23 protein-coding genes and 1 pseudogene are annotated in these 26,294 nt (G+C 70.3%); 13 read left to right on the top strand and 11 right to left on the bottom strand.

Translation table 11 applies throughout. The features are described from left to right. Positions 1-95: 95 nt before the first annotated feature. From ACFW9Z_RS29785 to ACFW9Z_RS29795, 3 genes and pseudogenes are all read right to left on the bottom strand, one after another. Positions 96-958 (bottom strand): annotated as a pseudogene (locus tag ACFW9Z_RS29785) (IS5 family transposase); the annotation flags it as partial. 53 nt (positions 959-1,011) lie between these two features. Next, on the bottom strand, positions 1,012-1,704 hold the full coding sequence (locus tag ACFW9Z_RS29790; RefSeq protein WP_384645780.1) for a class I SAM-dependent methyltransferase: 693 nt from the start codon (positions 1,702-1,704) through the stop codon (positions 1,012-1,014). Between the two features lie 89 nt (positions 1,705-1,793). Then, positions 1,794-2,393 (bottom strand): DUF3043 domain-containing protein, encoded by a 600-nt coding sequence (locus ACFW9Z_RS29795; protein WP_384645682.1) that lies wholly within the window; start codon positions 2,391-2,393, stop codon positions 1,794-1,796. Between the two features lie 330 nt (positions 2,394-2,723). Here ACFW9Z_RS29795 and ACFW9Z_RS29800 point away from each other — a divergent pair, with 330 nt between their 5' ends. The 5 genes from ACFW9Z_RS29800 (at position 2,724) to ACFW9Z_RS29820 (ending at position 9,415) form a co-directional block, all read left to right on the top strand. Next, a complete protein-coding gene (locus ACFW9Z_RS29800; RefSeq protein ID WP_384645684.1) occupies positions 2,724-3,506 on the top strand; it encodes a PspA/IM30 family protein in 783 nt (260 codons plus the stop codon). A gap of 10 nt (positions 3,507-3,516) precedes the next feature. Beyond that, positions 3,517-3,795 (top strand): hypothetical protein, encoded by a 279-nt coding sequence (locus ACFW9Z_RS29805; protein WP_384645685.1) that lies wholly within the window; start codon positions 3,517-3,519, stop codon positions 3,793-3,795. Between the two features lie 279 nt (positions 3,796-4,074). Beyond that, positions 4,075-5,346 (top strand): sensor histidine kinase, encoded by a 1,272-nt coding sequence (locus ACFW9Z_RS29810; protein ID WP_384645686.1) that lies wholly within the window; start codon positions 4,075-4,077, stop codon positions 5,344-5,346. Next, positions 5,343-6,056 carry a response regulator gene (locus ACFW9Z_RS29815; RefSeq protein ID WP_384645687.1) on the top strand — a complete coding sequence of 238 codons (714 nt, stop codon included), beginning with the start codon at positions 5,343-5,345 and terminating at the stop codon, positions 6,054-6,056. Before ACFW9Z_RS29810 ends, ACFW9Z_RS29815 begins: the two co-directional genes overlap by 4 nt. A gap of 194 nt (positions 6,057-6,250) precedes the next feature. Further along, positions 6,251-9,415, top strand: a complete 3,165-nt coding sequence (locus ACFW9Z_RS29820) for an efflux RND transporter permease subunit (RefSeq protein WP_384645689.1) — start codon at positions 6,251-6,253, stop codon at positions 9,413-9,415. Positions 9,416-9,477: 62 nt separating this feature from the next. Here the strand turns inward: ACFW9Z_RS29820 and ACFW9Z_RS29825 are convergent, their stop codons facing one another. Together ACFW9Z_RS29825 and ACFW9Z_RS29830 are read right to left on the bottom strand one after the other, a co-directional pair. After that, positions 9,478-9,672 (bottom strand): DUF397 domain-containing protein, encoded by a 195-nt coding sequence (locus ACFW9Z_RS29825; RefSeq protein ID WP_384645690.1) that lies wholly within the window; start codon positions 9,670-9,672, stop codon positions 9,478-9,480. Further along, positions 9,669-10,496 carry a helix-turn-helix domain-containing protein gene (locus ACFW9Z_RS29830; RefSeq protein ID WP_384645691.1) on the bottom strand — a complete coding sequence of 276 codons (828 nt, stop codon included), beginning with the start codon at positions 10,494-10,496 and terminating at the stop codon, positions 9,669-9,671. Before ACFW9Z_RS29830 ends, ACFW9Z_RS29825 begins: the two co-directional genes overlap by 4 nt. 148 nt (positions 10,497-10,644) lie before the next feature. On the opposite strand from ACFW9Z_RS29830, the gene ACFW9Z_RS29835 reads away from it, so the two are divergent. Further along, positions 10,645-10,944 (top strand): hypothetical protein, encoded by a 300-nt coding sequence (locus ACFW9Z_RS29835; protein ID WP_384645693.1) that lies wholly within the window; start codon positions 10,645-10,647, stop codon positions 10,942-10,944. A gap of 13 nt (positions 10,945-10,957) precedes the next feature. Here ACFW9Z_RS29835 and ACFW9Z_RS29840 read toward each other — a convergent pair whose 3' ends face one another. Further along, the gene (locus ACFW9Z_RS29840; protein ID WP_384645694.1) at positions 10,958-13,453 is read right to left on the bottom strand and encodes a tetratricopeptide repeat protein; all 2,496 of its coding nucleotides are present in this window, start codon (positions 13,451-13,453) and stop codon (positions 10,958-10,960) included. Between the two features lie 292 nt (positions 13,454-13,745). Then, the gene (nadA, locus tag ACFW9Z_RS29845; RefSeq protein ID WP_384645696.1) at positions 13,746-14,924 is read right to left on the bottom strand and encodes a quinolinate synthase NadA; all 1,179 of its coding nucleotides are present in this window, start codon (positions 14,922-14,924) and stop codon (positions 13,746-13,748) included. A 251-nt stretch (positions 14,925-15,175) separates the two neighbouring features. On the opposite strand from nadA, the gene ACFW9Z_RS29850 reads away from it, so the two are divergent. After that, positions 15,176-15,532 (top strand): iron-sulfur cluster assembly accessory protein, encoded by a 357-nt coding sequence (locus ACFW9Z_RS29850; RefSeq protein WP_003969624.1) that lies wholly within the window; start codon positions 15,176-15,178, stop codon positions 15,530-15,532. An 86-nt stretch (positions 15,533-15,618) separates the two neighbouring features. Here ACFW9Z_RS29850 and ACFW9Z_RS29855 read toward each other — a convergent pair whose 3' ends face one another. Then, on the bottom strand, positions 15,619-17,049 hold the full coding sequence (locus ACFW9Z_RS29855) for a hypothetical protein (RefSeq protein WP_384645697.1): 1,431 nt from the start codon (positions 17,047-17,049) through the stop codon (positions 15,619-15,621). 462 nt (positions 17,050-17,511) lie between these two features. Continuing rightward, on the bottom strand, positions 17,512-17,709 hold the full coding sequence (locus tag ACFW9Z_RS29860; RefSeq protein ID WP_384645698.1) for a hypothetical protein: 198 nt from the start codon (positions 17,707-17,709) through the stop codon (positions 17,512-17,514). Positions 17,710-17,866: 157 nt separating this feature from the next. Here ACFW9Z_RS29860 and ACFW9Z_RS29865 point away from each other — a divergent pair, with 157 nt between their 5' ends. After that, on the top strand, positions 17,867-18,841 hold the full coding sequence (locus ACFW9Z_RS29865; protein WP_384645699.1) for a carbohydrate kinase family protein: 975 nt from the start codon (positions 17,867-17,869) through the stop codon (positions 18,839-18,841). Here the strand turns inward: ACFW9Z_RS29865 and ACFW9Z_RS29870 are convergent, their stop codons facing one another. After that, complete coding sequence (locus ACFW9Z_RS29870) at positions 18,842-20,224, bottom strand: cysteine desulfurase/sulfurtransferase TusA family protein (RefSeq protein ID WP_384645700.1); 1,383 nt, start codon at positions 20,222-20,224, stop codon at positions 18,842-18,844. 272 nt (positions 20,225-20,496) lie between these two features. Between ACFW9Z_RS29870 and coxB the strand changes: the two genes are divergently transcribed. From coxB to ACFW9Z_RS29890, 4 genes are all read left to right on the top strand, one after another. Further along, positions 20,497-21,468: a cytochrome c oxidase subunit II gene (gene coxB / locus ACFW9Z_RS29875; RefSeq protein ID WP_384645701.1), complete on the top strand. Its 972-nt coding sequence runs from the start codon at positions 20,497-20,499 to the stop codon at positions 21,466-21,468. Next, positions 21,465-23,201 (top strand): cytochrome c oxidase subunit I, encoded by a 1,737-nt coding sequence (gene ctaD / locus ACFW9Z_RS29880; RefSeq protein WP_384645702.1) that lies wholly within the window; start codon positions 21,465-21,467, stop codon positions 23,199-23,201. The genes coxB and ctaD overlap by 4 nt, the downstream gene beginning before the upstream one ends. Continuing rightward, positions 23,198-23,596, top strand: coding sequence for a cytochrome c oxidase subunit 4 (locus ACFW9Z_RS29885; RefSeq protein ID WP_384645703.1), 399 nt, complete (start codon positions 23,198-23,200; stop codon positions 23,594-23,596). Before ctaD ends, ACFW9Z_RS29885 begins: the two co-directional genes overlap by 4 nt. Positions 23,597-23,722: 126 nt before the next feature. Next, a complete protein-coding gene (locus tag ACFW9Z_RS29890; RefSeq protein ID WP_384645704.1) occupies positions 23,723-24,976 on the top strand; it encodes an Ig-like domain-containing protein in 1,254 nt (417 codons plus the stop codon). A 57-nt stretch (positions 24,977-25,033) separates the two neighbouring features. Here ACFW9Z_RS29890 and ACFW9Z_RS29895 read toward each other — a convergent pair whose 3' ends face one another. Continuing rightward, on the bottom strand, positions 25,034-25,435 hold the full coding sequence (locus ACFW9Z_RS29895) for a hypothetical protein (RefSeq protein ID WP_384645705.1): 402 nt from the start codon (positions 25,433-25,435) through the stop codon (positions 25,034-25,036). 187 nt (positions 25,436-25,622) lie between these two features. Here ACFW9Z_RS29895 and ACFW9Z_RS29900 point away from each other — a divergent pair, with 187 nt between their 5' ends. Continuing rightward, complete coding sequence (locus tag ACFW9Z_RS29900; RefSeq protein ID WP_384645706.1) at positions 25,623-26,243, top strand: heme-copper oxidase subunit III; 621 nt, start codon at positions 25,623-25,625, stop codon at positions 26,241-26,243. Positions 26,244-26,294 lie beyond the last annotated feature (51 nt).

The raw sequence follows: 26,294 nt of genomic DNA on the forward strand, positions 1-26,294 counted from the left end.
CCCGGTGCCCGGAGACGGGCACGCCGGGTTCGGGAGGCGGCTCGGGGAGACCCACTGGTGGAAACATCAGCAGGGCGCCCCGAGTCGACCTCACCGACGGCACGGGAGTTCTTCAGCCTGTTGATGGCCCTCTCGACGGTGTTGCGCTTCTTGTACCGCTCCTCATCGAAGCCCGGTGGCCGACCACCTCGCGATCCTTTGCGCAGGCGGGCGGCCCGACTGTCGGCCTTCTCCGGGATCGTGTGGTGGATGGCGCGTCGCCGCAGATACTGGCGGCAAGGGCCGTTGCTGTATGCCTTGTCGGCTGCGATGCTGTCGGGCTTCTTGCGGGGCCTGCCAAGTCCGGACCGGAGGACCCAGATCTTCTCCAGCACCGGTATGAACTGGGTGCAGTCGGCTCGCTGCCCCGGCGTGACGATCAGGGACAGCGGGCGGCAGCGGCCGTCCGCGCTCAGGTGGATCTTGCTGGTGAAGCCGCCACGCGAACGACCCAGGCCCTCGCCTCCCGCACCACCTCCACCAGCCGGCCGACGAGGCTCTGCCACGGAGTTTCGTCCTGGTGTTCCAGGGACTCGTCCCCCTTTGAGTCGGCAAGAGCCGGTGGGGGATCGATGCGGGCGCCGGCCGCGTGCTGGTGTGCGCGCACGATGGTGGAGTCCACCGAGATGTCCCAGTCGATCTCCCCTGCCGCGTCGGCCGCGGCCTGGACCTGCTGCAGTAGCCGTTCCCAGGTTCCGTCGGCAGACCAAAGCCGATGGCGCTCGTAGACCGTCTTCCACGGCCCGAACCGCTCTGGCAGATCACGCCAGTGAACCCCGGTCCGAACCCGGTGAAGAATCCCGTCGATCACTTGTCGATGATCACGCCACCGCCCACACCGGCCGTTACTCACCGGCAGGAACGGCCGAAGTCGCTCCCACTCGGCGTCCGACAGATCGCCACGTTCTCCCCGCCCCATAGCGGGAACAACGAGCAGATCAGGCGACAGTCACATGATCGGCCGGACAGCTCCTAGCCGCGCACCCCGCACAGATGCAGCAGCGCCGCGATGCCCCGGTACGGGTCGGTCCGCCCCGCCCGGTCCTCCAGGGTGAGCACCCGCTCCAGCTCGGCGGCGGGCAGCTCGGGCTCGTCGGCCAGGTTGTCCGTGAAGACCCGCACGCCGTACCAGGCGTGCAGCGGGGCGGCGATCCCGGCCAGGGTGGCCCGCAGCGCGTCGAGCCGGTCGGCGCGCACGGTGAGGCCGCGGCGGTCGGTGTACGTGGCCGTGTCGAAGGCCGCCAGGGCCGCGCCGAAGTCCCCGGTGAGGCCGGGGCGCATCGCGAGCGCGTCCGCGTTCCGTACGAGCAGCGAGAGCAGCCCGCCCGGTGCCAGCATCCGGGCCAGCCCGGCCAGCATCGGGTCGGGCTCCTCGACGTACATCAGGACGCCGTGGCAGAGCACCACGTCGAAGCTGCCCGGCAGGAAGTGGACGCCGGTCTCCCGGCCGTCGCCCTCGATCAGCCGGACCCGCTCCCGGATGCCCTCGGGCTCGGTCGCCAGGGCCTCGCGGGCCGCGCCGAGCTGCTCGGCGTCCGACTCCAGACCGGTCACCGAGTGACCGGCCCGCGCGAGGCGCAGTGCCTGGGTGCCCCGGCCCATGCCGACGTCCAGGACCCGCAGCCGCTGCCCGACCGGGAACCGCCCGGCTATCTGCTCGTCCAGCTGCCGGGCGACGAGCTCCTGCCGGACCGTGTCACGCACGCCGCCGGGGCTCGCCGGACAGACCCCGGTGGCGCCGGAGATTTCCGTGCTCAGGGCCGCTCTCCGCGCTTGACCTGCGGCTTCGGAAGCCGCAGACGACGCATCTGGAGCGTGCGCATCAGGCCGTAGGCGACGGCCCCGCGCTTGGGGGTGTCCGGGAAACGCTCCCGCAGCTGCTTCTTCAGGCGGATCGACAGACCGATCGAGTCGATCACGATCATGATGATCACACCCATCCAGAGCAGCAGCGAGATGCTCTGGATGTTCTGCACCTGGATCACGCTGAGGATCAGGATGATCACGGCGAGCGGCAGGAAGTACTCGGCGATGCAGAAGCGCGAGTCCACGAAGTCGCGGACGAAGCGCCGCACCGGGCCCTTGTCGCGGACCGGGAGGTAGCGCTCGTCGCCCGAGGCGAGCGCCTCACGCTGCCTGGCCAGGTCGGCGCGGCGCGCTTCGCGCTGACGCTTCATGGCCGCCTTGCGGTCGGTCGGCGCGCTGGACGCGGCGCGTCGGCGCTGCGTCTGGGCCTCGCTGCGCTTGGGGGTGGGGCGACCCTTGGGAGCCTGCGGGTCGCGGGGCTGCTTGGAGAGGTCCGCCGTCACCTTGTCGGTGGGGGCCTTCTCTGTCTTGGCACGGCTACGGAACACAAAACCCAAGGGTACGGGGTCGGGATGCGGGCTCGTGGACCGGCCGGGAACGATCCGGCAACGGACCGCGTCCTCAGAAGCACCCCGACAGGGGCAGAACGGGCGTTTGACCCCGCCTCCCCGGACCTTTCCGGGCCTCCGCCACGGGTTTCCCCGACCGCCTCCTACACCTTGGGCGGGAGCGGTCACGGGGTGCACTCGTCCTTGGGGAGGAGCACATCGGGTCCCGAACAGTGCGGTAATAGAGACAGGGCCCGTACTGTGGGTTCTATCGGGAGCGCTGGAGCTCAGTCCGTCAGAAGGGGGCGCGCGAAGCCCATGAGCGGTGTCATGAAGCGTATGGGGATGCTCTTCCGCGCGAAGGCAAACAAGGCCCTTGACCGGGCCGAGGATCCGCGCGAGACCCTGGATTACTCGTACCAGAAGCAGCTGGAGCTGCTTCAGAAGGTGCGTCGCGGCGTCGCCGACGTGGCGACGTCCCGCAAGCGGCTGGAGCTGCAGCTGAACCAGCTGCAGGGCCAGTCGTCCAAGCTGGAGGACCAGGGCCGCAAGGCGCTGGCACTGGGCCGCGAGGACCTTGCGCGCGAAGCGCTGTCCCGGCGCGCCGCCCTCCAGCAGCAGGTCACCGACCTGGAGACGCAGCACACCACGCTGCAGGGTGAGGAGGAGAAGCTCACTCTCGCGGCCCAGCGGCTGCAGGCCAAGGTCGATGCCTTCCGCACCAAGAAGGAGACGATCAAGGCGACCTACACGGCGGCCCAGGCGCAGACCCGGATCGGCGAGGCCTTCTCCGGCATCTCCGAGGAGATGGGCGACGTCGGCCTGGCGATCCAGCGGGCCGAGGACAAGACGCAGCAGCTCCAGGCGCGGGCCGGCGCCATCGACGAGCTGCTCGCCTCCGGCGCCCTGGACGACCCGACCGGCACGGCGAAGGACGACATCGCCGCCGAGCTGGACCGGATCTCCGGTGGTACGGATGTGGAGCTGGAGCTGCAGCGCATGAAGGCCGAGCTGGCCGGCGGCTCTTCGTCCTCGCAGCAGGCGATCGAGGGCGGTGTGCAGGACAGCACACCGCAGTCGCAGCAGTCCCCGCACAAGTTCGACAAGCAGTGAGGGCGGCGTCATGATCGTACGGATCATGGGGGAGGGCCAGGTCGAGCTGGCCGACAGTCACTTCGCCGAGCTGAACGAGCTGGACGATCTCCTGCTCAAGGAGATGGACAGCGGCGACGGCCCCGGCTTCCGCACCACGCTCCGCGCGCTGCTCGACAAGGTGCACGAGCTCGGCACCGCGCTGCCGGACGACTCCCTGGAGCCGTCGGAGCTGATCCTGCCGTCGCCCGACGCGACCCTCGAAGAGGTGCGCGCCATGCTCAGCGACGACGGGCTCATCCCCAGCTGACGGACTCGTCCCCGACGGCCGACGGACTCGTCCCCGACGGCCCACAGGGCTGGCCCCGACCGGCACAAGCGCACAGGCGGCACAGGCAGCACAGGCGGCTCAAGCGCACAGACACACGGGCGCCCCTGTCCGGAGAAGCGGTGCATACCGCCGCTCCGGACAGGGGCGCCCGTGTGCTCGCACCGCAGCCATCCCGCAGTCATACCGCAGGCGTATCGGAGTCGTATCGGCACACCGCCGAGACGGATCCCTACGCGACACGCCGTACCGTTGCTCGACGTGACCACCCTCCCCTCCGGGTTCGCATGTGCCCGCCGCTGGCTTCGGGACCACCCCCTCGCGTTCGACGCGACCCTGGCGCTCTGCGTCCTGATCGCGATGATCTGCGGTTCGTTCGCGGACCCGGGCAAGGGCCACGGGCCGACGTTCGGGACCCGCACCCCCGAGGTCTTCAGCGTGCTGCTGATGGTGCTCGCCGCCTCGGCCCTCGTGCTGCGCCGGCGCCGGCCCATGGCGGTCCTGGCGGCGACCGGAGTCCTCACGGCCACCGAGTACGTCTTCATCGACCCGCCGGCCCCGGTGGTGATGAGCACCGTCATCGCGCTCTACACCGTCGCCTCGCGCACCGACCGCCCCACCACCTGGCGGGTCGGCCTGCTGACCATGGGGATCCTGACGGTGGCCGCGATGGCCTTCGGCTCGACGCCCTGGTACAGCCAGGAGAACCTCGGCGTCTTCGCCTGGACCGGGATGGCGTCGGCCGCCGGGGACGCCGTACGCAGCAGGCGCGCCTTCGTCGACGCGATCCGGGAGCGCGCCGAGCGGGCCGAGCGCACCCGCGAGGAGGAGGCCCGCCGCCGCGTCGCCGAGGAGCGGCTGCGGATCGCCCGGGACCTCCACGACGTCGTCGCCCACCACATCGCCCTGGTCAACGTCCAGGCCGGGGTCGCCGCCCACGTCATGGACAAGCGCCCGGACCAGGCCAAGGAGGCGCTCGCCCACGTACGGGAGGCCAGCCGCTCCGCGCTCAACGAGCTCCGGGTCACCGTCGGCCTGCTCCGCCAGTCCGGCGACCCCGAGGCCCCCACCGAACCGGCCCCCGGCCTCGCGGTCCTGGACGAGCTGGTGGCCACCTTCCACAACGCCGGGCTCCCCGTCGAGGTGGCCGGTGCCGACCGGGGCCCCCGGCTCCCCGCCGCCGTCGACCTGGCCGCCTACCGGGTGATCCAGGAGGCCCTGACCAACGTACGCAAACACGCGGGCACCGGGGCCAGGGCGGAGGTGAGCGTCGTACGGGTCGGAACCACCGCCGAGATCACGGTGCTGGACAACGGCCGGGGGAGCGCGGGCCGCGAGAGCGGAGCCGCCCCCGACGGCGGCGGCCACGGCCTCCTCGGCATGCGTGAGCGGGTCACCGCCCTGGGCGGCGCCCTCACGGCGGGCCCTCGGTACGGGGGCGGGTTCCGGGTCCATGCGATCCTGCCCATCGAGGCCCGCACGGGTGAACCGGAACCGCCCGGCCCGGCGGCCACGACGGGGGAGCGCCGATGACGCAGACCGCAGAGACACCGCAGCCCCCCATCAAGGTGCTGCTCGCCGACGACCAGGCGCTCCTGCGCAGCGCGTTCCGGGTGCTGGTGGACTCCGAACCCGACATGGAGGTCGTCGGCGAGGCGGCCGACGGGGCCCAGGCGGTGGAGTTGGCCCGGGAGACCGGCGCCGACGTGGTGCTGATGGACATCCGGATGCCGGGCACGGACGGGCTCGCCGCCACCCGCATGATCAGTGCCGACCCGGCCCTGTCGGCGGTACGGGTGGTCATGCTCACCACCTTCGAGGTGGACGAGTACGTGGTCCAGGCCCTGCGCGCCGGGGCCTCCGGCTTCCTCGGCAAGGGCGCCGAACCCGACGAGCTGCTCAACGCGATCCGGATCGCGGCGGCGGGCGAGGCGCTGCTCTCCCCGGCGGCCACCAAGGGGCTCATCGCCACCTTCCTGGCCCAGGGCGGCAGTTCGGGGGAGGGGCCGGACAGCGCGGAGTACGCGGAACGGCTGGCCGCGCTCACCGTGCGCGAGCGGGAGGTGCTCGTCCTGGTCGCGGGCGGCCACTCCAACGACCGGATCGCCGAGCGGCTCCAGGTGAGCCCCCTGACCGTCAAGACCCATGTGAACCGGGCGATGGCGAAGGTGGCGGCCCGGGACCGCGCCCAGCTGGTCGTCATCGCGTACGAGTCGGGCCTGGTACGCCCCCGGGTGGAGTGACGGGGAGCCGGAGGGCGCGGAGGGTGGAGAAACGGCGTACTCCACCTGCGGTATGCGCGGCATAAGAAGGCAGCCCGGGGGCCGACGTACGGGCGGGCCGGGTCGGAGATCGTATGAGAGGGCGGGCTGTGTCCCGAAGCACCCAGTTGCAGCGCCCCCATCCGTCTCGTACGCCACAGAAGAGAGACCCACTCATGTCCTGGCTGTCCAGATTCAGCCTCGCGCAGCGGGCCCTGATCGGGCTGATGTCGATCGTCGCGCTCGTCTTCGGCGCGATAGCGATCCCGCAGCTCAAGCAGCAACTGCTGCCCACCATCGAACTTCCGATGGTCTCGGTGCTGGCCACGTATCCGGGTGCGTCTCCCGATGTGGTGGAGAAGCAGGTCGTCGAGCCGCTGGAGAACTCGCTCAAGGCGGTTGCCGGGGTCGAGGGCGTCACCTCCACCGCCAGTGAGGGCAACGCCCTCATCATGGCGACCTTCGACTTCGGTGACGAGGGCACCAAGCAGCTCGTCGCCGACATCCAGCAGGCGGTGAACCGGGCCCGCGCCTCGCTGCCCCCGACCGTCGACCCGCAGGTCATCGCCGGTTCGACGGACGACATGCCGACCGTGGTCCTCGCCGTCACCTCCGACAAGGACCAGCAGGCGCTCGCCGCCCAGCTGGACCGTACGGTCGTCCCGGCCCTCCAGGACATCGACGGCGTCGGCCAGGTCATGGTGGACGGGGTGCAGGAGCTCCAGGTCTCCGTCGTCCCCGACGACAAGAAGCTGGCCGAGGCCGGACTGAACGCGGGCGCGCTCTCCCAGGCACTCCAGGCGGGCGGCGCCACGCTGCCGGCCGGTTCCTTCTCCGAGGCGGGCAAGAGCCGGACCATCCAGGTCGGCGGCGGCTTCACCTCCCTGAAGCAGATCGAGGACTTCCAGGTCACCCCCCAGCCCCAGCCGGGCGCTTCGGATGATCCGGCTGATCCGGCCGGGCCCGTCCGGATCGGTGACGTCGCCGAGGTGAAACAGGAGCCGTCCACCGCGGTCTCCATCACCCGGACGAACGGCCGGCCGAGCCTCGCCGTGATGGCCACGATGGACAAGGACGGCAGCGCCGTCGCCATCTCGGACGCCGTCAAGGACAAGCTTCCCGACCTCCGTAAGGACCTCGGAGCCGGTGCCGAGCTGACCGTCGTCTCCGACCAGGGCCCGGCCGTCTCCAAGTCGATCTCCGGCCTCACCACCGAGGGCGCGCTCGGCCTGGTCTTCGCGGTCCTGGTGATCCTGGTCTTCCTCGCCTCGATCCGCTCGACCCTGGTCACCGCGGTCTCCATCCCGCTGTCGATCGTCCTCGCGCTGATCGTGCTCTGGACCCGCGACCTGTCGCTGAACATGCTCACGCTCGGCGCGCTGACCATCGCGATCGGCCGGGTCGTCGACGACTCGATCGTGGTCCTGGAGAACATCAAGCGCCACCTCGGCTACGGCGAGGAGCGCCACGCGGCGATCATCACCGCGGTCAAGGAGGTGGCCGGAGCGGTCACCTCCGCCACCCTCACCACCGTTGCCGTGTTCCTGCCCATCGGCCTGGTCGGCGGCATGATCGGCCAGCTCTTCGGCTCGTTCTCGCTGACGGTCACCGCCGCGCTGCTGGCCTCGCTGCTGGTCTCGCTCACGGTGGTTCCGGTCCTCTCGTACTGGTTCCTGCGCGCCCCCAAGGGCACCCCCGAGGACGCGGCCGAGGCCCGCCGCCTCGCGGAGGAGAAGGAGGCGGCGAGCAAGCTCCAGCGCCTGTACGTCCCCGTCCTGCGCTTCGCGACCCGCCGCCGGATCACCAGCCTGGTCATCGCCGGGGCGGTGCTGCTGGCCACCTTCGGCATGCTCCCCCTCCTCAAGACCAACTTCTTCGACGCGGGCGAGCAGGAAGTCCTCACCGTCAAGCAGGAGCTGGCCCCCGGCACCAGCCTCCAGGCCGCCGACGAGGCGGCCCGCAAGGTCGAGCAGGTCCTCACCGACGACAAGGGCGTCAAGGACTACCAGGTCACCGTCGGCTCCTCCGGCTTCATGGCGGCCTTCGGCGGCGGTACGGGCGCCAACCAGGCTTCCTACCAGGTCACGCTGAAGGACGCGGCGGACTACGAGGACGCCCAGGACCGCATCGCCGAGGCCCTCGGCAAGCTGGACTCCATCGGGGACACCACCATCGCCGCGGGCGACGGCTTCGGCTCCCAGGCCCTGAGCGTCGTGGTCAAGGCGTCCGACGCCGACGTCCTGAAGAAGGCGGCCGAGGCGGTCCGTACCGAGGTCGCCACGATCAAGGACGTCACCGACGTCCAGAGCGACCTGGCCCAGAGCGTCCCGCGCATCGCGGTCACCCCCAACGAGAAGGCGGCGGCAGCCGGATTCGACTCGTCGACCCTCGGCGGGATCGTCGCCGGAGCCGTACGGGGCACCCCGGCCGGCACCGCGATGCTGGACGACACCGAGCGCGACGTCGTCATCAGGTCCGCCCGCCCGACCGCCACCATGGCCGAGCTGAAGGCCCTCCCGCTCGGCCCGGTCAAGCTCGGCGACATCGCCACGGTGGAGCTCGTCCCCGGCCCGGTCTCCATGACCCGCATCGACGGCCAGCGTGCGGCGACGATCACCGCCAAGCCGCTGGGCGACAACACGGGCGCGGTCAGCACCACCCTCGCCACGAAGATCGACGCACTGGACCTCCCCGAAGGCGCCACCGCCACCATCGGCGGCGTCACCGAGGACCAGAACGAAGCCTTCATGCAGCTCGGCCTCGCCATGCTGGCGGCCATCGCGATCGTCTTCATGCTGCTGGTGGCCACCTTCCGGTCGCTCGTCCAGCCGCTGATCCTGCTGGTCTCGGTCCCGTTCGCGGCGACCGGCGCCATCGGCCTCCTGCTCATCACGGGCACCCCGCTGGGCGTCCCCGCGATGATCGGCCTGCTGATGCTCATCGGCATCGTGGTCACCAACGCGATCGTGCTGATCGACCTGATCAACCAGTACCGCGCCCGGGGCCTCGGCATCGTCGAAGCCGTCATCGAGGGCGGCCGCCACCGCTTCCGCCCGATCCTGATGACGGCCCTGGCCACCATCTTCGCCCTGCTCCCGATGGCGCTCGGCGTCACCGGGGACGGCGGCTTCATCTCGCAGCCGCTGGGCATCGTGGTGATCGGCGGCCTGATCAGCTCGACGCTGCTGACCCTGCTGCTGGTACCGACGCTGTACGCGATCGTCGAACTCCGCAAGGAACGCCGAGCGAAGAAGAAGGCCGCCAAGCGCGCGGCGAAGACGGGCGAACCGGCCGAGCCGGACCAGGAGAAGACGAAGGAGACCCAGCCCTCAGGCGTGTAGCCGACACGGTCATTCGAAACAGGGGCCTGTCCCACACGAGTGCGTGGGACGGGCCCCTTCGGCTACTTGACCGAGGAGACGAACGCGCTCCAGGCGGGGGCCTGGACGATGAGTGCGGGTCCGGTGGGGTTCTTGCTGTCGCGTACGGGGACGAGTCCGGGGAAGTCGTCGCTGACCTGGACGCATTCGCCCCCGCTCGCGTTGCTGTAGCTGCTGCTGCGCCAGCGGGCGGTGCTCAGCTCGGGGGAGTAGGTCATGGTCGGTAGCCCTTCAGTGCGGTACGAATCCGTTCCGCCGACTCGTCCAGCGTGAGGGAGTTGGCCCGCAGCACCTCGTAGTGCCGCCGCCACCTCTTCACTGCGACCGGATCCTCGTAGAGATGACCGGTCAGGAAGCCCTCTTCGTACGCCAGGCGTGTGTCGTTCGGCAGAGTCAGCAGAGTCAGCGCGCCACCCAGCAGCCGGTGGAGCCCAGCGCTGAACGGCATCACCTGAACCTTACTGTTCGGAGTGTCCACCTGCTCCAGCAGCGAAGCCAGTTGCTCACGCATACAGTCCGGACTGCCCATCTGCCGCAGCAGCACGCTCTCGTCGATGATTGCCCAGCGGAATGGCGGGTTCTCCGACCGCAGTCGCTCCTGACGGGACAGCCGCGCTGCCACGAGCTCCTCGACCTTCTCCGGGCCGAGGCTTTCGTCGCAGCGGATAAGGGTGCGCGCGTACTCCTCCGTCTGCAACAACCCCGGCAGCGCCTGCGCCCCGTACTGCTCTATTACCTCGGCCTGGAACTCGAAGTCCATGTACCGCTGGTACTGGTCCGGGTGGATCTCGTGCCGGGCCAGTTCGTACAGCCCGTGGAAGTGCTCGCCGGTCCCGAAGGCGATGTCCAGCCGGTCGGGGATGTCCGGCGGCGGCATCAGCTCGGCCGTCTCGATCCGGCCCAGCGTGCTCTTGCTGGAGTTGACGATTCCGGCGAGCCGGACGAGGGACAGGCCCGCCCGTTCACGGTGGCGGCGTTGCTCGGAGCCGAAGTAGTGGCGGGCGGAGACGTACGGGGTGAGGGGCTGGGGTTTGAACGTCACGTGCGTGCCTTTCGTGTGTCCCGTTCCCAAGGCCGGGACAGCGGCGCTCTGTTGGGGAGCTGTTCCCCAGGGCGACGATTGCGGCACACACCGTAACCGTCCTCTCGTGCGGTGCACCAGAGGGCCTTCTCCGGAGGTAGCGACCGAGATGATGTTCGACGCCAAGGGCCGGGCCATGCGACTGCTCCCGTGGACCAACGACTTCGGGGCGCCGTGCTGGCTCAGCACGACGAACCCGAACAGCCGCGTCTCCCGGATGGCCGACGAGCTGGAGGCCTCCATGATCGCCTCGGCCGAGGAAGTGCTGTCCGAGGCGCGGGAGTTGCTGGCGGACTCCGTGGTGGGGGAGCAGGAGCTGCGCTTCGCGGGCACCCGGCTCGCCGAGTCGCTGGGGGACACCCTGCGGATCGCGGCGAGCCGGGGCGGACGGCTGGAGAGCGCCGACTGACGGGCGGTGGGCCTCAGGCCTCCCCGCCCAGCGCCTGGATGATCCGGAGCAGCGTCTCCTCGTGGCGTTCGGGGTGGCGGGTGATGACGGTGCGTGTCTCGTTGAGGAGGCGGGTGCGGGTTTCCTCGTCGGCCTTGTGGCGGAGGGCGGCCAGGTCGTCCGGGTCGAAGCCCTCGGTCTCGCCCGAGAGGACCAGGGCCACCTGGGCGTGGGTGAGGGAGGAGAGGCGGTCGCGGAAGACCTGGCCCTCGATGCCTCCGCCGTGCATCAGCGCCGTACCGTCCCCGGCCTCCAACGCCCGGTCCACGTAAGCCTGGAGGGCCTTCCGGTCCGCCACCAGGCGGTACGCGGCGTCCAGGCCCTCCGTGCGGCCGATGTCGAGCATGGCGACGTGGGCGAGGGGGGTGTCCGGGGGCGGCTGTACGGTCAGGAGGCGCGGGTGCTCCTCCAGGTAGGCCCGTGACTCCGTCCAGTCCGCGCACTCCAGCCACTCCGCCAACTGCTCGGACAGGATCAGCTGATCGTAGGCGGCGGTCACCCCGTGGACGAGGACGGCGTCCCGGAGCATCGCGTGCCGCTGCGCGCCGTGCGGGTCCAGGATCGCCAGCTCGTCCAGGGCCGTCGCCGCCTCCTCGCCGCCGAGGACTTCCGCGTTGCCGGACCAGAAGTCGCGTGAGCGGGGCCAGTTGGGCGTGAACATCCAGGCGCTGACGAGGTCCAGCGTCTCCGGGCGCAGGGTGAGCCAGTCCGGTACGGGCGTGAAGGTCTCGTCCTCCCAGGCCGTGTGCACCGCCGCGAGGTCTCCGTACCCGCGCAGCGCCTGCCGGGCCCGTACGGTCACGGTGTCCGCGCCGCCCGCCTCCTCCGCGTCCTCGTCCAGGAACGTCACCAGCTCCTTCAGCCCGGTCGCGGGCCAGGGGTCGGGGCAGCGCAGCAGGAAGGCGCTCCGCTCCACGCGCAGGCGCCGGGCGGTCCCCGGCCGGGCCTCCGCGAGCTCCTTCACCGTCTCGTCGAACTCCTCGATCGCCGCAGCGTGCTCGCCGGTACGGGCGAGCGCCCGGGTCAGGTCGTCGAGAGCCGAGACGAGGGGGGCGTCGGAGGCGCCGGGCCCCTCCAGCGCCAGGGAACGGTGGAGCGCCACCGCCTCCCAGAACGCCTCCACCGCCCCCTCCGCATCGCCGTTCGGCTCCAGGTGCGCGCCCAGGGTCTGGAGGGCGTGGGCCAGGTCGGGCAGGAACGCGTCCCCCTGCTCCCGCAGAAGCTCGACGGCCTCCCGCGCCGGAGGCAGAGCCTCCTCCGGGCCGCCCGTGGAGGCCAGGCCCCGGGCGAGGGTGCCCAGGGCGGCGGCGAGGCCGGGGCGGAAGGACTCGGGGTCCTCGGCGGCGAGCTCGCGGTGCAGGGCCACGGCCTCCTCCGCCGCCCGGAGCGCCGCCGCCGGGTCCTCGGCCTTGTCGAGGTGACCTGCCAGGTCGTTGAGTACGGAGGCCAGGTCCGGGTGGAAGACGGCCGGTTCCGGTACGGCGAGCTCGCGGAGGAGGGCGAGCGCTTCCCGGGTCGCCTCGATCGCCCCCGAGGTGTCGCTCACGGCCGCGCGGTGGTTCCCGAGGGCGTGGAGAGCGGCGGCTAGCCGGGGTCGGAACGCCTCCGGGTCCTGCGTGGCGAGGCCCCGGAGGAGACCCACCGCCTCCTCCGCCTGGGGCACCGCCTCCACCGGCTCCCCGGCGCCCACCAGATGGGTGGCGTAGCTCAGCAGGTAGGCGGCGAGCGCCGGGACGGAGGCGCCCGGCTGCTCCTCCTCGACCAGCTCCCGCTGGAGCCGTACGGACTGCTTCGCGAACGGTGCGGCCGTCGCCCGGTCCCCGGTGTCGGCGATCCGGTCCCCCAGGGCGCCCATGGCCAGGGCCAGCTCCGCCTGGAAGTGCCCCGGCCGCTTCCCGCCGAGCTCGGCGTACGTCCGCGCCGCCTCCTTCGCCGGGGGGAGGGCGCCGTCGTGGTCCCCGGTGGCGGAGAGCCGGTTCGACAGCTCGTGCAGGGCCCCGGCCAGCTCGGGCAGGAAGCCGCCGCCCGGACGCTCCTCGTCGAGTTTCCGGTAGAGCTCCACCGCCTCCTGGGCGGCCGTGACGGCCCCCTTCCGGTCCCCGGCCTTGGCGCGGAGCGCGGACAGGCTGCTCAGGGCGGCGGCCAGGTCGGGGAGGGAGGCGCCGAGATCGCGCTCGGCGTCGCCCCGGCGGCTGCGGACCACTTCCTCCGCGTGGTGAAGCGCGTCGGCGGGGGTGTCCCAGTCCCCTACGGGGCCCTCATCTACGGGACTCTCACCCACGGGCCCGGCCGTCGCCCGGCCGCCGCCGGCCCCAGCCGCCCCACGGCCCGCGTCGACCCCAGCCGCCGCACCGTCCTCGGCCACCCCACGGCCCTCGTCAGCCCTGGCAGCCTCACGCCCCTCACCGCTGACCGCAGCCGTCCCGTGGCCCTCAGCGTCCAGACCCGTCCCACGGTCCTCGTAACTCATGCCCGCCCCACCGTCCTCGCCGTTCATTCCGGTCGGCCTCGTTGTCGGCCCCGTCAGTTCCGCCCACGCGCCTCCGCCCGCCCCGCCCGGACGGAGATTCGCTGCGGTGAGTAGCAGCGTAGTTACAGGAGAGGATGGTCCGGGGGCGTATGGAGGAGATTCAGCCTGATGGAAATGTCCGGCCGGGCAGCGAAAAGCCCCGGTATGCCGACCAGGTCGGCATACCGGGGCTCTGGGGCCCACCGGGGCTCAGGGGCCCGGCGACGGGCGCAGGCGCCCCGCACGGTTTCCGCTACGGCAGCGCCAGCATCCGCTCCAGCGCGAGCTTGGCGTACTTCTCCGTCTCCGGGTCGACCTCGATCCGGTTGACGAGCTTGCCCTCGGCCAGCGACTCCAGCGTCCAGACCAGGTGCGGCAGGTCGATGCGGTTCATCGTCGAGCAGAAGCAGACCGTCTTGTCGAGGAAGACGATCTCCTTGTCCTCCGCGGCGAAACGGTTCGCCAGGCGGCGGACCAGGTTCAGCTCCGTGCCGATGGCCCACTTCGAGCCGCGCGGGGCCGCTTCCAGGGCCTTGATGATGTACTCCGTCGAGCCGACGTAGTCCGCCGCCGCCACGACCTCGTGCTTGCACTCCGGGTGCACCAGCACGTTGACCCCGGGCATCCGCGCCCGTACGTCCTCGACCGACTCGACCGAGAAGCGGCCGTGGACCGAGCAGTGGCCGCGCCACAGGATCATCTTCGCGTCGCGCAGCTGCTCGGCGGTGAGGCCGCCGTTCGGCTTGTGCGGGTTGTAGAGGACGCAGTCCTCCAGGCTCATCCCCATGTCCCGTACCGCCGTGTTGCGGCCCAGGTGCTGGTCGGGGAGGAAGAGGATCTTCTCGCCCTGCTCGAAGGCCCACTCCAGGGCCCGTTTCGCGTTCGACGACGTACAGATCGTGCCGCCGTGCTTGCCGGTGAAGGCCTTGATGTCGGCGGAGGAGTTCATGTACGAGACGGGCACCACCTGATCGGCGACCCCGGCCTCCGTCAGCACGTCCCAGCACTCCGCGACCTGCTCGGCGGTGGCCATGTCGGCCATCGAGCAGCCCGCGGCCAGGTCCGGCAGCACGACCGCCTGGGCGTCCGTGGTCAGGATGTCGGCGGACTCGGCCATGAAGTGCACACCGCAGAAGACGATGTACTCCGCCTCCGGGCGCGCCGCCGCGTCACGGGCGAGCTTGAAGGAGTCGCCGGTGACATCCGCGAACTGGATGACCTCGTCGCGCTGGTAGTGGTGGCCGAGGACGAAGACCTTGTCCCCGAGCTTCTCCTTCGCCGCGCGGGCGCGCGCGACCAGGTCCGGGTCGGAGGGGGAGGGGAGGTCGCCGGGGCACTCGACGCCTCGCTCGCTCCTCGGGTCGGCCTCCCGGCCGAGCAGCAGCAGCGCGAGGGGTGTCGGCTGTACGTCCAGGGGCTGGGCCGTGGTCACGTCACGCACCCTTTCTTCTCTGCGTTCTGCTCTGCGCTTCTGCGAACGCGCCTTTTCGTCTATTTGACGCTATCTATCATAGCTTCTTCGTGTCACTTTGACGATGCCGATAGCGTCGATGTGACGCATCCCCCGAGCGGCCGGGTGTGCGAGCATGAAAAGGAACAGACAAGCGCTTGGCCCGGAATGAATCCGCGGCGCAGGCGGTTGAACCGTCGGCAAGCAGTCCGTACAACCCGGGAGAGAAGCAGATGTCCGTATCGGACGAGACCACCACCGTGAGCGACGGCATCCTCCTGTCCGACGCCGCCGCAGCCAAGGTCAAGGGCCTGCTGGAGCAGGAAGGCCGCGAGGACCTGGCGCTGCGCGTCGCCGTCCAGCCCGGCGGCTGCTCCGGCCTGCGCTACCAGCTCTTCTTCGACGAGCGTTCGCTCGACGGTGACGTCGTCAAGGACTTCGACGGTGTCAAGGTCGTCACCGACCGCATGAGCGCCCCGTACCTGGGCGGCGCCTCCATCGACTTCGTGGACACCATCGAGAAGCAGGGCTTCACGATCGACAACCCGAACGCCACCGGCTCCTGCGCCTGCGGCGACTCGTTCAGCTAGCCGCTGCGAGCACGGAACGCGTACGTACGAGGGCGGCCCCGGGATCCACTCCCGGGGCCGCCCTCGTACGTTCTGCGCGAGACGTGTCAGCTGCGCGGCACCGTCGCCCCGCTCGCCGCGTCGATCACCGTACGGTCGCCGAGCGGTTCATCCAGCGTCACCGTCCGCTTCAGCTCCTTGGCGATCATGATGCAGGCGCCGTCCTTCTGCTTCTCCTCCTTGATGGTGACCCGCACCTGACCCGGGCTCTCCTCGGCGCTCGCCGTGTACGTGGAGCACACCCCGCCCCAGAAGGTCACCTCCAGGGTCCGGCCGTCGGCCGCGTACGAGGTCGCCTTCCGGTCGCCCGAGGGCGTCGGCGTGGTCGGCTTCTCGACGAACTCCGGCGCCACCGCGATCTGCGTGACCGTGCTCTCCGGGCCGCGCGGCGCCTCACGGACGGTGAACAGCCAGGTCGGTACGAGGGTCTGCCGGCCGTCGATGTAGTGCAGGGCCAGCCCGAACACCGCGTCCTCGACCGTCCGCGTCACCGGGGCCCGCTTGCCGTTCGACGGTACGCACTGCATGTCCGTGGGCTTCGGCTCACCCTCCAGCGGTACGGGGGTGGCGCAGCCGCCGATGTCCCGGCCCCCGTCCCCCCGGGCCCGGCTCGCCTCGTTGAGCTGCTTCAGGGCCTCGTCCGCCCCGATCGCCGGGTAGGTGTCCCCCTTCTCCAGCGCCTTCAGCTGCCCGCTGCCCCCGGCCACCTTGCCGTCCGGGCCCACCTGGATCCCGGTCGACCAGCCGTACGTGGGCAGCCCGTCCACCTTCGGATCGGCGTTCACCACGCGTACGTCACCCATGAGCTGGCCCGCGTTGAGCGCCGCGTCGTCCTGGCCGACGGCCTTCAGCACGGGCACCGCGGCGGCCTTCGCGGCCTTCTCGCTCACCGGCTGCCCGTCCGCCTCCGGCGGGCTCTGGTTCGCGCACATCTTCCCCGGCTCGCACGGCTCCACGGGCGTGGTGCGGGCGAACGTCCAGGTGCCCGGGGCCTGCTTGGTGACCTTCAGGAGCGCACCGGGGCCGTCCTCGTCACCGACCACCCAGGACGCGTCCACGGTGCGCGGGGTCCCGGGGATGCCCAGCGCCTTCGCCAGCCGGGCCACCTCCGCCGCCGCGACCGTCCCCGTGGCGCGGTGGACCGCCGCCTCGTCCGGGCCGTCGGGGAGCTGGCCCGCCGCCCGGTAGACCACGGGCGGACCGCCCGGGTCCGGTTCGCCCGGGGCGATGCCCGGGGGCGGGGTGCTCGGGTCGCCGGGCGTGGCCGGGGCCCTCTCGGCGGCGTCCAGCGCCAGCACGGGGGCCGCCGCGTCGCGGGCGGCGCGGTCCGCGGTGCCGCCGTCACCGGAGGCGGTGGAGGCCCAGTAGGCCCCGCCGCCCCCGGCCAGCAGCACCGCCGCTGCCACCGAGGCCACCGCGAGCGGCGGACGCCGCCGCCGGGGGCCGGTCACGTCGTTGTCGGGTCGCTCGGTGCTCACCGGATCGCTCCTTCGACTGCGTTGCCGTCGCGTTCACTGACCGCGTGCCCCCGGACGGGGACACCGGTGGGACGGAGCAGAGCGAGATGCGGTTCCCGTACGACGCCGAACGGGGTGCGGGCCCCGTACGGTTCGCACCGGAATCGGGGCCGCCGCGTCCCGAAAGGGAACACACTGCCGGAGTCGCCACGACCCGCACGCGGACCCCGTACGGTTCGGACCGGAAACGGGCCCGCCGCGACCCGAACGGCGGGAGTCCCCGCACGTTCGCGTCGAACACCGAGCCGCCACGACCCGGCCCCGGACCCCCTACAGTTCGCGCCGACAGCGAGGCCGCCCCGACCCGGGCCGGGCGTCGCCACCGTACGGTTCACGCCGAAATCCGGGCCGCCGTGGCCGGACGCCGACCCCGTACGGTTCGCGCCCGATCCCGGCCGTCGTGGCCGGATCCGGCGGCCGGGCTCAGTCCCCGTACTCGGACATCGCGTCGATCAGCCGCGCCGACGCGGGCGGCACCGTCACCCCGTGGATCAGGGAAGGCTTCACCGGAGCGGTGACGGTCCTCGCGGGCGCGGCCCAGTGCGGGGCCATCCGCGCGCAGTCCCCGCGCAGCTCGGCAAGGCTCACTTCGGTCTCTCGCGATGCGGTGTGCTTCGACATATCCGCACCGTAACCACGGTCCCGCTCAGGTAGAAAGCCCTACTATCGGGTAGTTTTTCCTTTTCCCGGCCGGAGGACTCACCCGGTAGCGTGAACTGTCACGCCGTCCCGGAGGGCGCATCACGGCCCTTCGCCTCCCCGCAGGAGAAGCCTCCCCGTGCGTATCGCAGTCACCGGCTCCATCGCCACCGACCACCTCATGACCTTCCCCGGCCGCTTCGCCGACCAGCTGGTCGCGGATCAGCTGCACACGGTCTCCCTCTCCTTCCTGGTCGACAACCTCGATGTGCGCCGGGGCGGTGTCGCCGCCAACATCTGCTTCGGCATGGGCCTGCTCGGGACCAAGCCGATCCTCGTGGGCGCCGCGGGCTCCGACTTCGACGAGTACCGCGCCTGGCTCGACCGGCACGGCGTCGAGACCGGTTCGGTCCGGATCTCCGAGGTCCTGCACACCGCCCGCTTCGTCTGTACGACCGACGCCGATCACAACCAGATCGGCTCCTTCTACACGGGCGCGATGAGCGAGGCCCGGCTGATCGAGCTGAAGAGCGTCGCGGACCGCGTCGGCGGCCTCGACCTCGTCTCGATCGGCGCGGACGACCCGGAGGCGATGCTGCGCCACACCGAGGAGTGCCGCTCGCGGAACATCCCGTTCGCCGCCGACTTCTCGCAGCAGATCGCGCGGATGGACGGCGACGAGATCCGCATCCTGCTGGACGGCGCCACGTACCTCTTCTCCAACGAGTACGAGAAGGGGCTCATCGAGTCCAAGACCGGCTGGAGCGACGAGGAGATCCTCTCCAAGGTCGGCCACCGGGTCACCACCCTCGGCTCCCGAGGTGTCCGGATCGAGCGGGTCGGCGAGCCCGTCATCGAGGTCGGCTGCCCGGAGGAGGACGTCAAGGCCGACCCGACCGGCGTCGGCGACGCCTTCCGGGCCGGGTTCCTCTCCGGTCTCGCCTGGGGCGTCGGCCTGGAGCGCGCCGCCCAGGTCGGCTGCATGCTCGCCACTCTGGTCATCGAGACGGTCGGCACCCAGGAGTACACCCTGCGCCGCACCCACTTCATGGACCGCTTCACCAAGGCGTACGGGCACGAGGCCGCCGCCGAGGTCCAGCAGCACCTGGCGTGATCAGCTGAGCCGGCGGACCACATAGGCCGAGCCCCGGTCCGCCGGCTCCTCGCCCACGTACTCCTGCTCGCGCATCTCGCACCAGGCGGGGATGTCGAGCCGGGCCGCCTCGTCGTCGGCGAGCACCGTCACCGTGGCGCCCACCGGTACCTCTCCGATCACCTTTGCGAGCTCGATCACCGGGATCGGGCAGCGACGGCCGAGCGCGTCCACCACCAGGGAGGCGACCGGCGCGGGGGAGGGGGGTGTGGAGACCGGGGCGCCGAGCCGCTCCCGTACCTCCGCGACCACCTCGGGCACCACCTCCAGGAAGCGGTCCACATCCGCCTCCGCCGTGCCCAGCGGCAGCGAGACCCGGACGTTCCCCTCCGACAGCACGCCCATCGCCTTCAGCACATGGCTCGGCTCCAGCGTGCTGCTGGTGCAGGACGAACCGGACGATACGGAGAATCCGTGCCGGTCCAGCTCATGGAGCAGGGTCTCCCCGTCGACATAGAGACAGGAGAAGGTGACCAGATGCGGCAGCCGCCGCTCCGGATCGCCGACCACCTCCACATCGCCCACCCGCTCGGCCACCACCGACCGGATCCGGTCCACCAGCCCCCGCAGCCGCACCGCTTCGGCCGCCGCCTCGTCCCGTACCGCACGGAGCGAGGCCGCCGCCGCCACGATCGCCGGAAGGTTCTCGAACCCCGGCGCCCGGCCCGACTCCCGCTCCCCGGCCGGGCCTTGCGGGGCGAACCGCACCCCTTTGCGTACCGCGAGCAGCCCCACCCCGGCGGGCCCGCCCCACTTGTGCGCGCTCGCCGTCAGCAGGGACCAGCCGCCCGCCACCCGCCCCCACCCCAGCGACTGGGCCGCGTCCACCAGCAGCGGCACCCCCGCCTCGGCGCAGAGCGCGGCCACCTCCTCCACCGGCTGCTCGGTCCCCACCTCGTGGTTGGCCGACTGGAGGCAGGCCAGCGCGGTGTCGGGGCGCAGCGCTCCGGCGTACGCCGCCGGGTCCACCGCCCCCGACCGCTCCACCGGCACCTCGGTGAACGACCCGCCCGCCGCCTCGTGGGCCGCCGCCGAATGGAGTACGGAGGAGTGCTCGACCGCCGAGAGGGCCAGATGGCGGCCGACACGCCGACGCCCCGAAAGAGCCCCGGCGATTCCCGCGTGCACGGCGCTCGTCCCCGAAGAGGTGAAGACCAGCTCGTCCGGGCGGCAGCCGACGGCTTCCGCGGCGGCCTCCCGGGCGGCGTCCAGCAGTAGCCGGGCGCGCCGCCCCTCGCGGTACAGACGGGCGGGATCGGCCCAGCCCTCGTCCAGCGCGGCAAGCAGCGCCTGACGTGCGACGGGGTGCAGGGGGGCGGCGGAGGCGGCGTCGAAGTAGGGCACGCCGCCACGCTAGCCCGCACCCGTCCCCGTATCGGCGGCGGCCGCCCGGCCCGGCCGGGAGAGAGGGCGTCAGATGGCTGCCGGAGGCCCGGATTCCACCCCTTCGGGGAGTCGGGCGGCGCGTTGGGCACCCTCCCCGCGCGACCCCAAATAGCGTCCAGTAGGGTTTGGTCCGCATAAACATCCAAACCCCTGCCCGCGACAGGGACGGCGACCGACCAGTAGAGACGGGCGCGCCGACCGTGCGGGCGAGACTCTCGGGAAGGCGCTACGTGAGTCCCAACGGCTCCGACCGCTCGTCGCGGCGCCCGATGCGGCGGAAGCTGCCGCAGGTGCTGACTGCGGGCCTGGTCCTGGCGACGGCCTCCGGTTGTTCATACAACTGGGAGGATTTTCCCCGCCTCGGTATGCCCACCCCGGTAACGGAAGAGGCCCCTCGGATCCTCTCCCTCTGGCAAGGCTCGTGGGCGGCAGCGCTCGTCACGGGTGTCCTTGTCTGGGGGCTGATCCTCTGGAGCGTCTTCTTCCACCGGCGTAGCCGGACCAAGGTGGAGGTACCTCCGCAGACCAGGTACAACATGCCCATCGAGGCGTTGTACACAGTGGTTCCCCTCATCATCGTCTCGGTGCTCTTCTACTTCACCGCGCGTGATGAGTCGAAGCTCCTTGAGCTCTCCGACAAGCCGGCCCACACCATCAACGTGGTCGGCTACCAGTGGAGCTGGGGCTTCAACTACATCGAGAAGGTGGAAGGCCAGCCCGCCCCGGCGGGTGACGAGATCCCCAAGGAGCTCGCCGCCATCCCCAAGAAGTTCCAGGATGCCTTCCCCAAGGACGCCACCGGCGTCTACGACGCGGGCATCCCCGGGACACGCAACCCCCAGAACGGCAACCCGGGTCCGACCCTGTGGCTGCCGAAGGGGGAGAAGGTCCGCTTCGTCCTCACTTCGCGTGACGTTATCCACTCCTTCTGGGTGGTGCCGTTCCTCATGAAGCAGGACGTCATCCCGGGCCACACCAACGTCTTCGAGGTCACTCCCAACCGGGAGGGCACCTTCATGGGCAAGTGCGCCGAACTCTGTGGTGTCGACCACTCCCGGATGCTCTTCAACGTCAAGGTCGTCTCCCCGGAGCGGTACCAGCAGCACCTCAAGGAGCTGGCTGAGAAGGGTCAGACGGGCTACATGCCGGCAGGCATCGAGCAGACCGACCCGGCCAGGAATTCGGAGAAGAAGCAACTGTGAGCATCCTCAACGAACCTCAGGGTGCCGCACCGGCAGACGACTCGTACGAGGACGAGCTGCCCGTACGGCGCAAGCAGCCGGGAAATGTCGTCGTCAAGTGGCTGACCACCACCGACCACAAGACGATCGGCACGCTCTACCTGATCACGTCGTTCGCCTTCTTCATCATCGGCGGACTCATGGCGCTCTTCATGCGCGCCGAGCTCGCTCGTCCCGGCACGCAGATCATGTCGAACGAGCAGTTCAACCAGGCGTTCACGATGCACGGCACGATCATGCTGCTGATGTTCGCGACGCCGCTGTTCGCCGGGTTCGCGAACTGGATCATGCCGCTCCAGATCGGGGCGCCCGATGTGGCGTTCCCGCGGCTGAACATGTTCGCGTACTGGCTGTACCTCTTCGGCTCGCTCATCGCGGTGGCCGGCTTCCTCACCCCGCAGGGCGCCGCCGACTTCGGCTGGTTCGCCTACGCGCCGCTGAACGACGCCGTCCGCTCGCCGGGCATCGGCGCCGACATGTGGATCATGGGTCTGGCCTTCTCCGGCTTCGGCACGATCCTCGGCTCGGTCAACTTCATCACCACAATCATCTGCATGCGCGCACCCGGCATGACGATGTTCCGCATGCCGATCTTCACCTGGAACGTCCTGCTGACCGGTGTTCTGGTCCTGCTGGCCTTCCCGGTTCTCGCCGCCGCGCTCTTCGCGCTGGAGGCGGATCGTAAATTCGGTGCGCATATCTTCGATTCCGCCAATGGCGGCGCGCTGCTCTGGCAACACCTCTTCTGGTTCTTCGGACATCCAGAGGTGTACATCATCGCCCTGCCGTTCTTCGGAATCATTTCCGAGGTCATCCCGGTATTCAGCCGCAAGCCGATGTTCGGCTACATCGGTCTGATCGCCGCGACGATCGCCATCGCCGGTCTTTCGGTGACGGTGTGGGCGCACCACATGTATGTGACGGGCGGCGTCCTATTGCCGTTCTTCTCCTTCATGACATTCCTCATCGCGGTGCCGACCGGTGTGAAGTTCTTCAACTGGATCGGCACGATGTGGAAGGGCTCACTGTCCTTCGAGACACCGATGCTCTGGGCCGTCGGCTTCCTGATCACCTTCACCTTCGGTGGTCTGACCGGCGTCATCCTGGCCTCGCCCCCGATGGACTTCCACGTCTCGGACTCGTACTTCGTCGTCGCGCACTTCCACTACGTCATCTTCGGCACCGTGGTCTTCGCGATGTTCTCCGGCTTCCACTTCTGGTGGCCGAAGTTCACCGGCAAGATGCTGGACGAGCGGCTCGGAAAGATCACCTTCTGGACGCTGTTCGTGGGCTTCCACGGCACGTTCCTGGTGCAGCACTGGCTCGGTGCCGAGGGAATGCCGCGTCGCTACGCGGACTACCTCGCCGCCGACGGCTTCACCGCGCTGAACACGATCTCCACGATCGCGTCCTTCGTGCTCGGCCTGTCGATGCTGCCGTTCTTCTACAACGTCTGGAAGACCGCCAAGTACGGCAAGAAGGTCGAGGTCGACGACCCCTGGGGCTACGGCCGTTCGCTGGAGTGGGCGACCTCCTGCCCGCCCCCGCGGCACAACTTCCTCACCCTGCCGCGGATCCGTTCCGAATCCCCGGCGTTCGACCTGCACCACCCGGAGATCGCGGCGCTCGAACAGCTTGAGCACCACTCCGAGTCGGACAAGGCCCTCGCCGGCGGCAAGGAGGCAGGCAAGTGAAGATCCAGGGACAGATGTTCATCTGGCTGAGCGTCTTCATCCTCATCATGGCCGGCGTCTACGGCGTGTGGTCGAAGGAGCCGGTCGGTACCACGGCGCTCTTCCTCGCCTTCGGCCTCTCGATCATGATCGGCTTCTACCTGGCCTTCACGGCCAACCGGGTCGACGCCATGGCCCAGGACAACAAGGAAGCGGACGTCGCCGACGAGGCGGGCGAGCTGGGGTTCTTCTCCCCGCACAGCTGGCAGCCGCTCTCCCTGGCGGTCGGTGGCGCCTTCGCCTTCATGGGCGTCGTCTTCGGCTGGTGGCTGATGTACTTCTCGGCTCCGCTGCTCCTGTTCGGCCTCCTCGGCTGGGTCTTCGAGTACTACCGGGGTGAGAACCGCACCCAGTGACACCCTCCCGGGGGTGACACCGCACTACCCCACGAAGGGCCCGCGTCGCAGTAGGCGACGCGGGCCCTTCGCTCGTTCGGAGTCACTGAACGCGCTGGAACGGACGAATCTTCTTAGCGTGGGGCCATGAACCACACGCCGCGCATCCGCACCGTAGTGAGCTGCACTCTGCTGGTCGTGACCCTCGGCGCGGGTGCGACTGCCTGTGGCGGCTCCGACGGACATCCGCTGTCGACCAAGCCGTACGACGCGGGGGACCAGGTCTCCTTCAACGGCCCTTCCAAGAACGAGAAGGCCGACCCCGACAAGCCGCTGGAAGTCACCGTCAAGGGTGACGACGGCCGCATCACCGACGTGAGCGCCGTCGACACGGGCGGCCGCCACCTCGCGGGCGAGCTCTCCGCCGACGGCAGACGCTGGCGCTCCACCGCCCCGCTCGCCGCCGGTACCGGATACACCGTCAGGGTCTCCACCGAGAACGGGGACGGCGCCCCCGGCACCCGTACGCTCTCGTTCGACACCTCCTCGCCCAAGAAGCTGCTGAAGGTGGCCTTCGGCCCGCAGGCGGGCACCTACGGCGTCGGACAGCCCATCACGGCGGAACTCAGCGCTCCGGTCACCGGCAAGGCGGCCAGGGCCACCGTCGAGCGCGCTCTGAAGGTCCGCTCCACCCCGGCGGTCACCGGCTCCTGGTACTGGGTCGACGACAAGAAGCTGCACTACCGCCCCCAGGAGTACTGGCCCGCCAACGCCACCATCGAGGTCCGCTCCAACCTGACGGGCATCAAGGTGACCAACGCCCTGTACGGGGCCGAGGCCAAGCCCCTGAAGATCACCACCGGCGACCGCATCGAAGCCCTCACCGACGCCTCGACCCACACCATGACGGTCCTGCGCAACGGAGAAGTGATCAACACCATTCCGGTCACCACCGGCAAGCCCGGCTTCTCCACCCGCAACGGGGTCAAGGTGGTGCTGGCCAAGGAGTACTACGTACGGATGCGCGGGGAGAGCATCGGCATCGCGGCCGGCTCCTCGGAGTCGTACGACCTGCCGGTCTACTACGCCGCCCGGGTGACCTGGAGCGGGGAGTACGTCCACGCCGCGCCGTGGTCCGTCGGCTCCCAGGGCAGCGCCAACGTCAGCCACGGCTGCACCGGGATGAGCACGGGCAACGCCGCGTGGTTCTTCGACACCGTGCGCCAGGGCGACATCGTCAAGGTCGTCGGCAGCGCGGGGGAGACCATGACCCCGTTCGGCAACGGGTTCGGGGACTGGAACCTCTCCTGGGAGAAGTGGCAGAAGGGCAGCGCCCTGAACGAAGGGGTGCCGGACAGCCCGCAGACGCTCCAGGCCGCCCGGCTGCGCCCCCATGTCTGAGACCGCCGAGGGGCGCCCCGCCGCGCGGGACGCCCCTCAGAAGGCCACAGGGGCCTCTCAGGCCTCCACGGAGAGCCGGCCGCGCAGCAGGGCCGCCAGCGCGTCGGCGAACTCCACCGGGTCCACAGGAAGCGTCACCGCGGCCTCGGCGCGGCTCCAGGTGGCCAGCCAGGCGTCCTGCGGGCGGCCGATCAGCAGGAGGACCGGCGGGCAGTCGAAGATCTCGTCCTTGATCTGCCGGCAGACGCCCATCCCGCCGATGGGAGCCGTCTCGCCGTCCAGGACGCAGACGTCGACCCCGCCGTCGTCCAGCGCCGCCAGGACGGCCGGAAGCGTCGCGCACTCCAGGAACCGCACCGGTGGGACGTCCGCGGCGGGCCTCCGCCCGGCTGCCAGCTTCACCTGCTCGCGGATGTTGGCGTCGTCGCTGTAGACCAGGACCGTGGCGGTCGCCTGCATTGTTCCTCCGTGACATCTGTGTCTTCGGGGCTCTCGGGGCATGAACCGATGCGCGGATCGTACTCCGCCCGACCGGCCGTCAGCACCGGTAAGGACACCGATTCGATGGGCCGTTCGGGCAGGACACACGGGACTGACACACCGAACGGCACCCCCCGGAGTGAGGGCGGGATAAGCGACCGACATAATGTCGGTCGTGGCGACAGCAACGACAGTAGAAACCGGGCACGCGCACCCGTCGGTCAATCGGCCGAACCTCACCAGCGTCGGAACCATCATCTGGTTGAGTTCCGAGCTGATGTTCTTCGCGGCCCTCTTCGCGATGTACTTCACCCTTCGATCGGTGATGGGACCCGAATACTGGAAGGAGATGGCCGGTCATCTGAACTTCCCGTTCGCGGCCTCGAACACCACGATCCTGGTGCTCTCCTCACTCACCTGCCAGCTCGGCGTCTTCGCCGCCGAGCGGGGCGACGTGAAGAAGCTCCGCACCTGGTTCATCGTGACGTTCGTGATGGGATCGATCTTCATCGGCGGCCAGGTCCTGGAGTACGTCGAGCTGGTCAAGGAGGCGGGGCTCTCCCTGTCGTCCGACCCGTACGGCTCGGTGTTCTACCTGACCACCGGCTTCCATGGTCTGCACGTGGTGGGCGGTCTCATCGCCTTCCTGCTCGTTCTCGGCAGGACGTACGCAGCCAAGAGGTTCACCCATGACCAGGCCACCGCGGCCATCGTCGTGTCCTACTACTGGCACTTCGTGGATGTGGTGTGGATCGGTCTGTTCGCAACGATCTACATGATCAAGTAACCGGGCTCGCACCCACCCACCATCGACGCAGAAGATCCTGACACCGGGGTA

This window comes from Streptomyces sp. NPDC059452 (assembly GCF_042750035.1).
GTDB lineage: Bacteria > Actinomycetota > Actinomycetes > Streptomycetales > Streptomycetaceae > Streptomyces.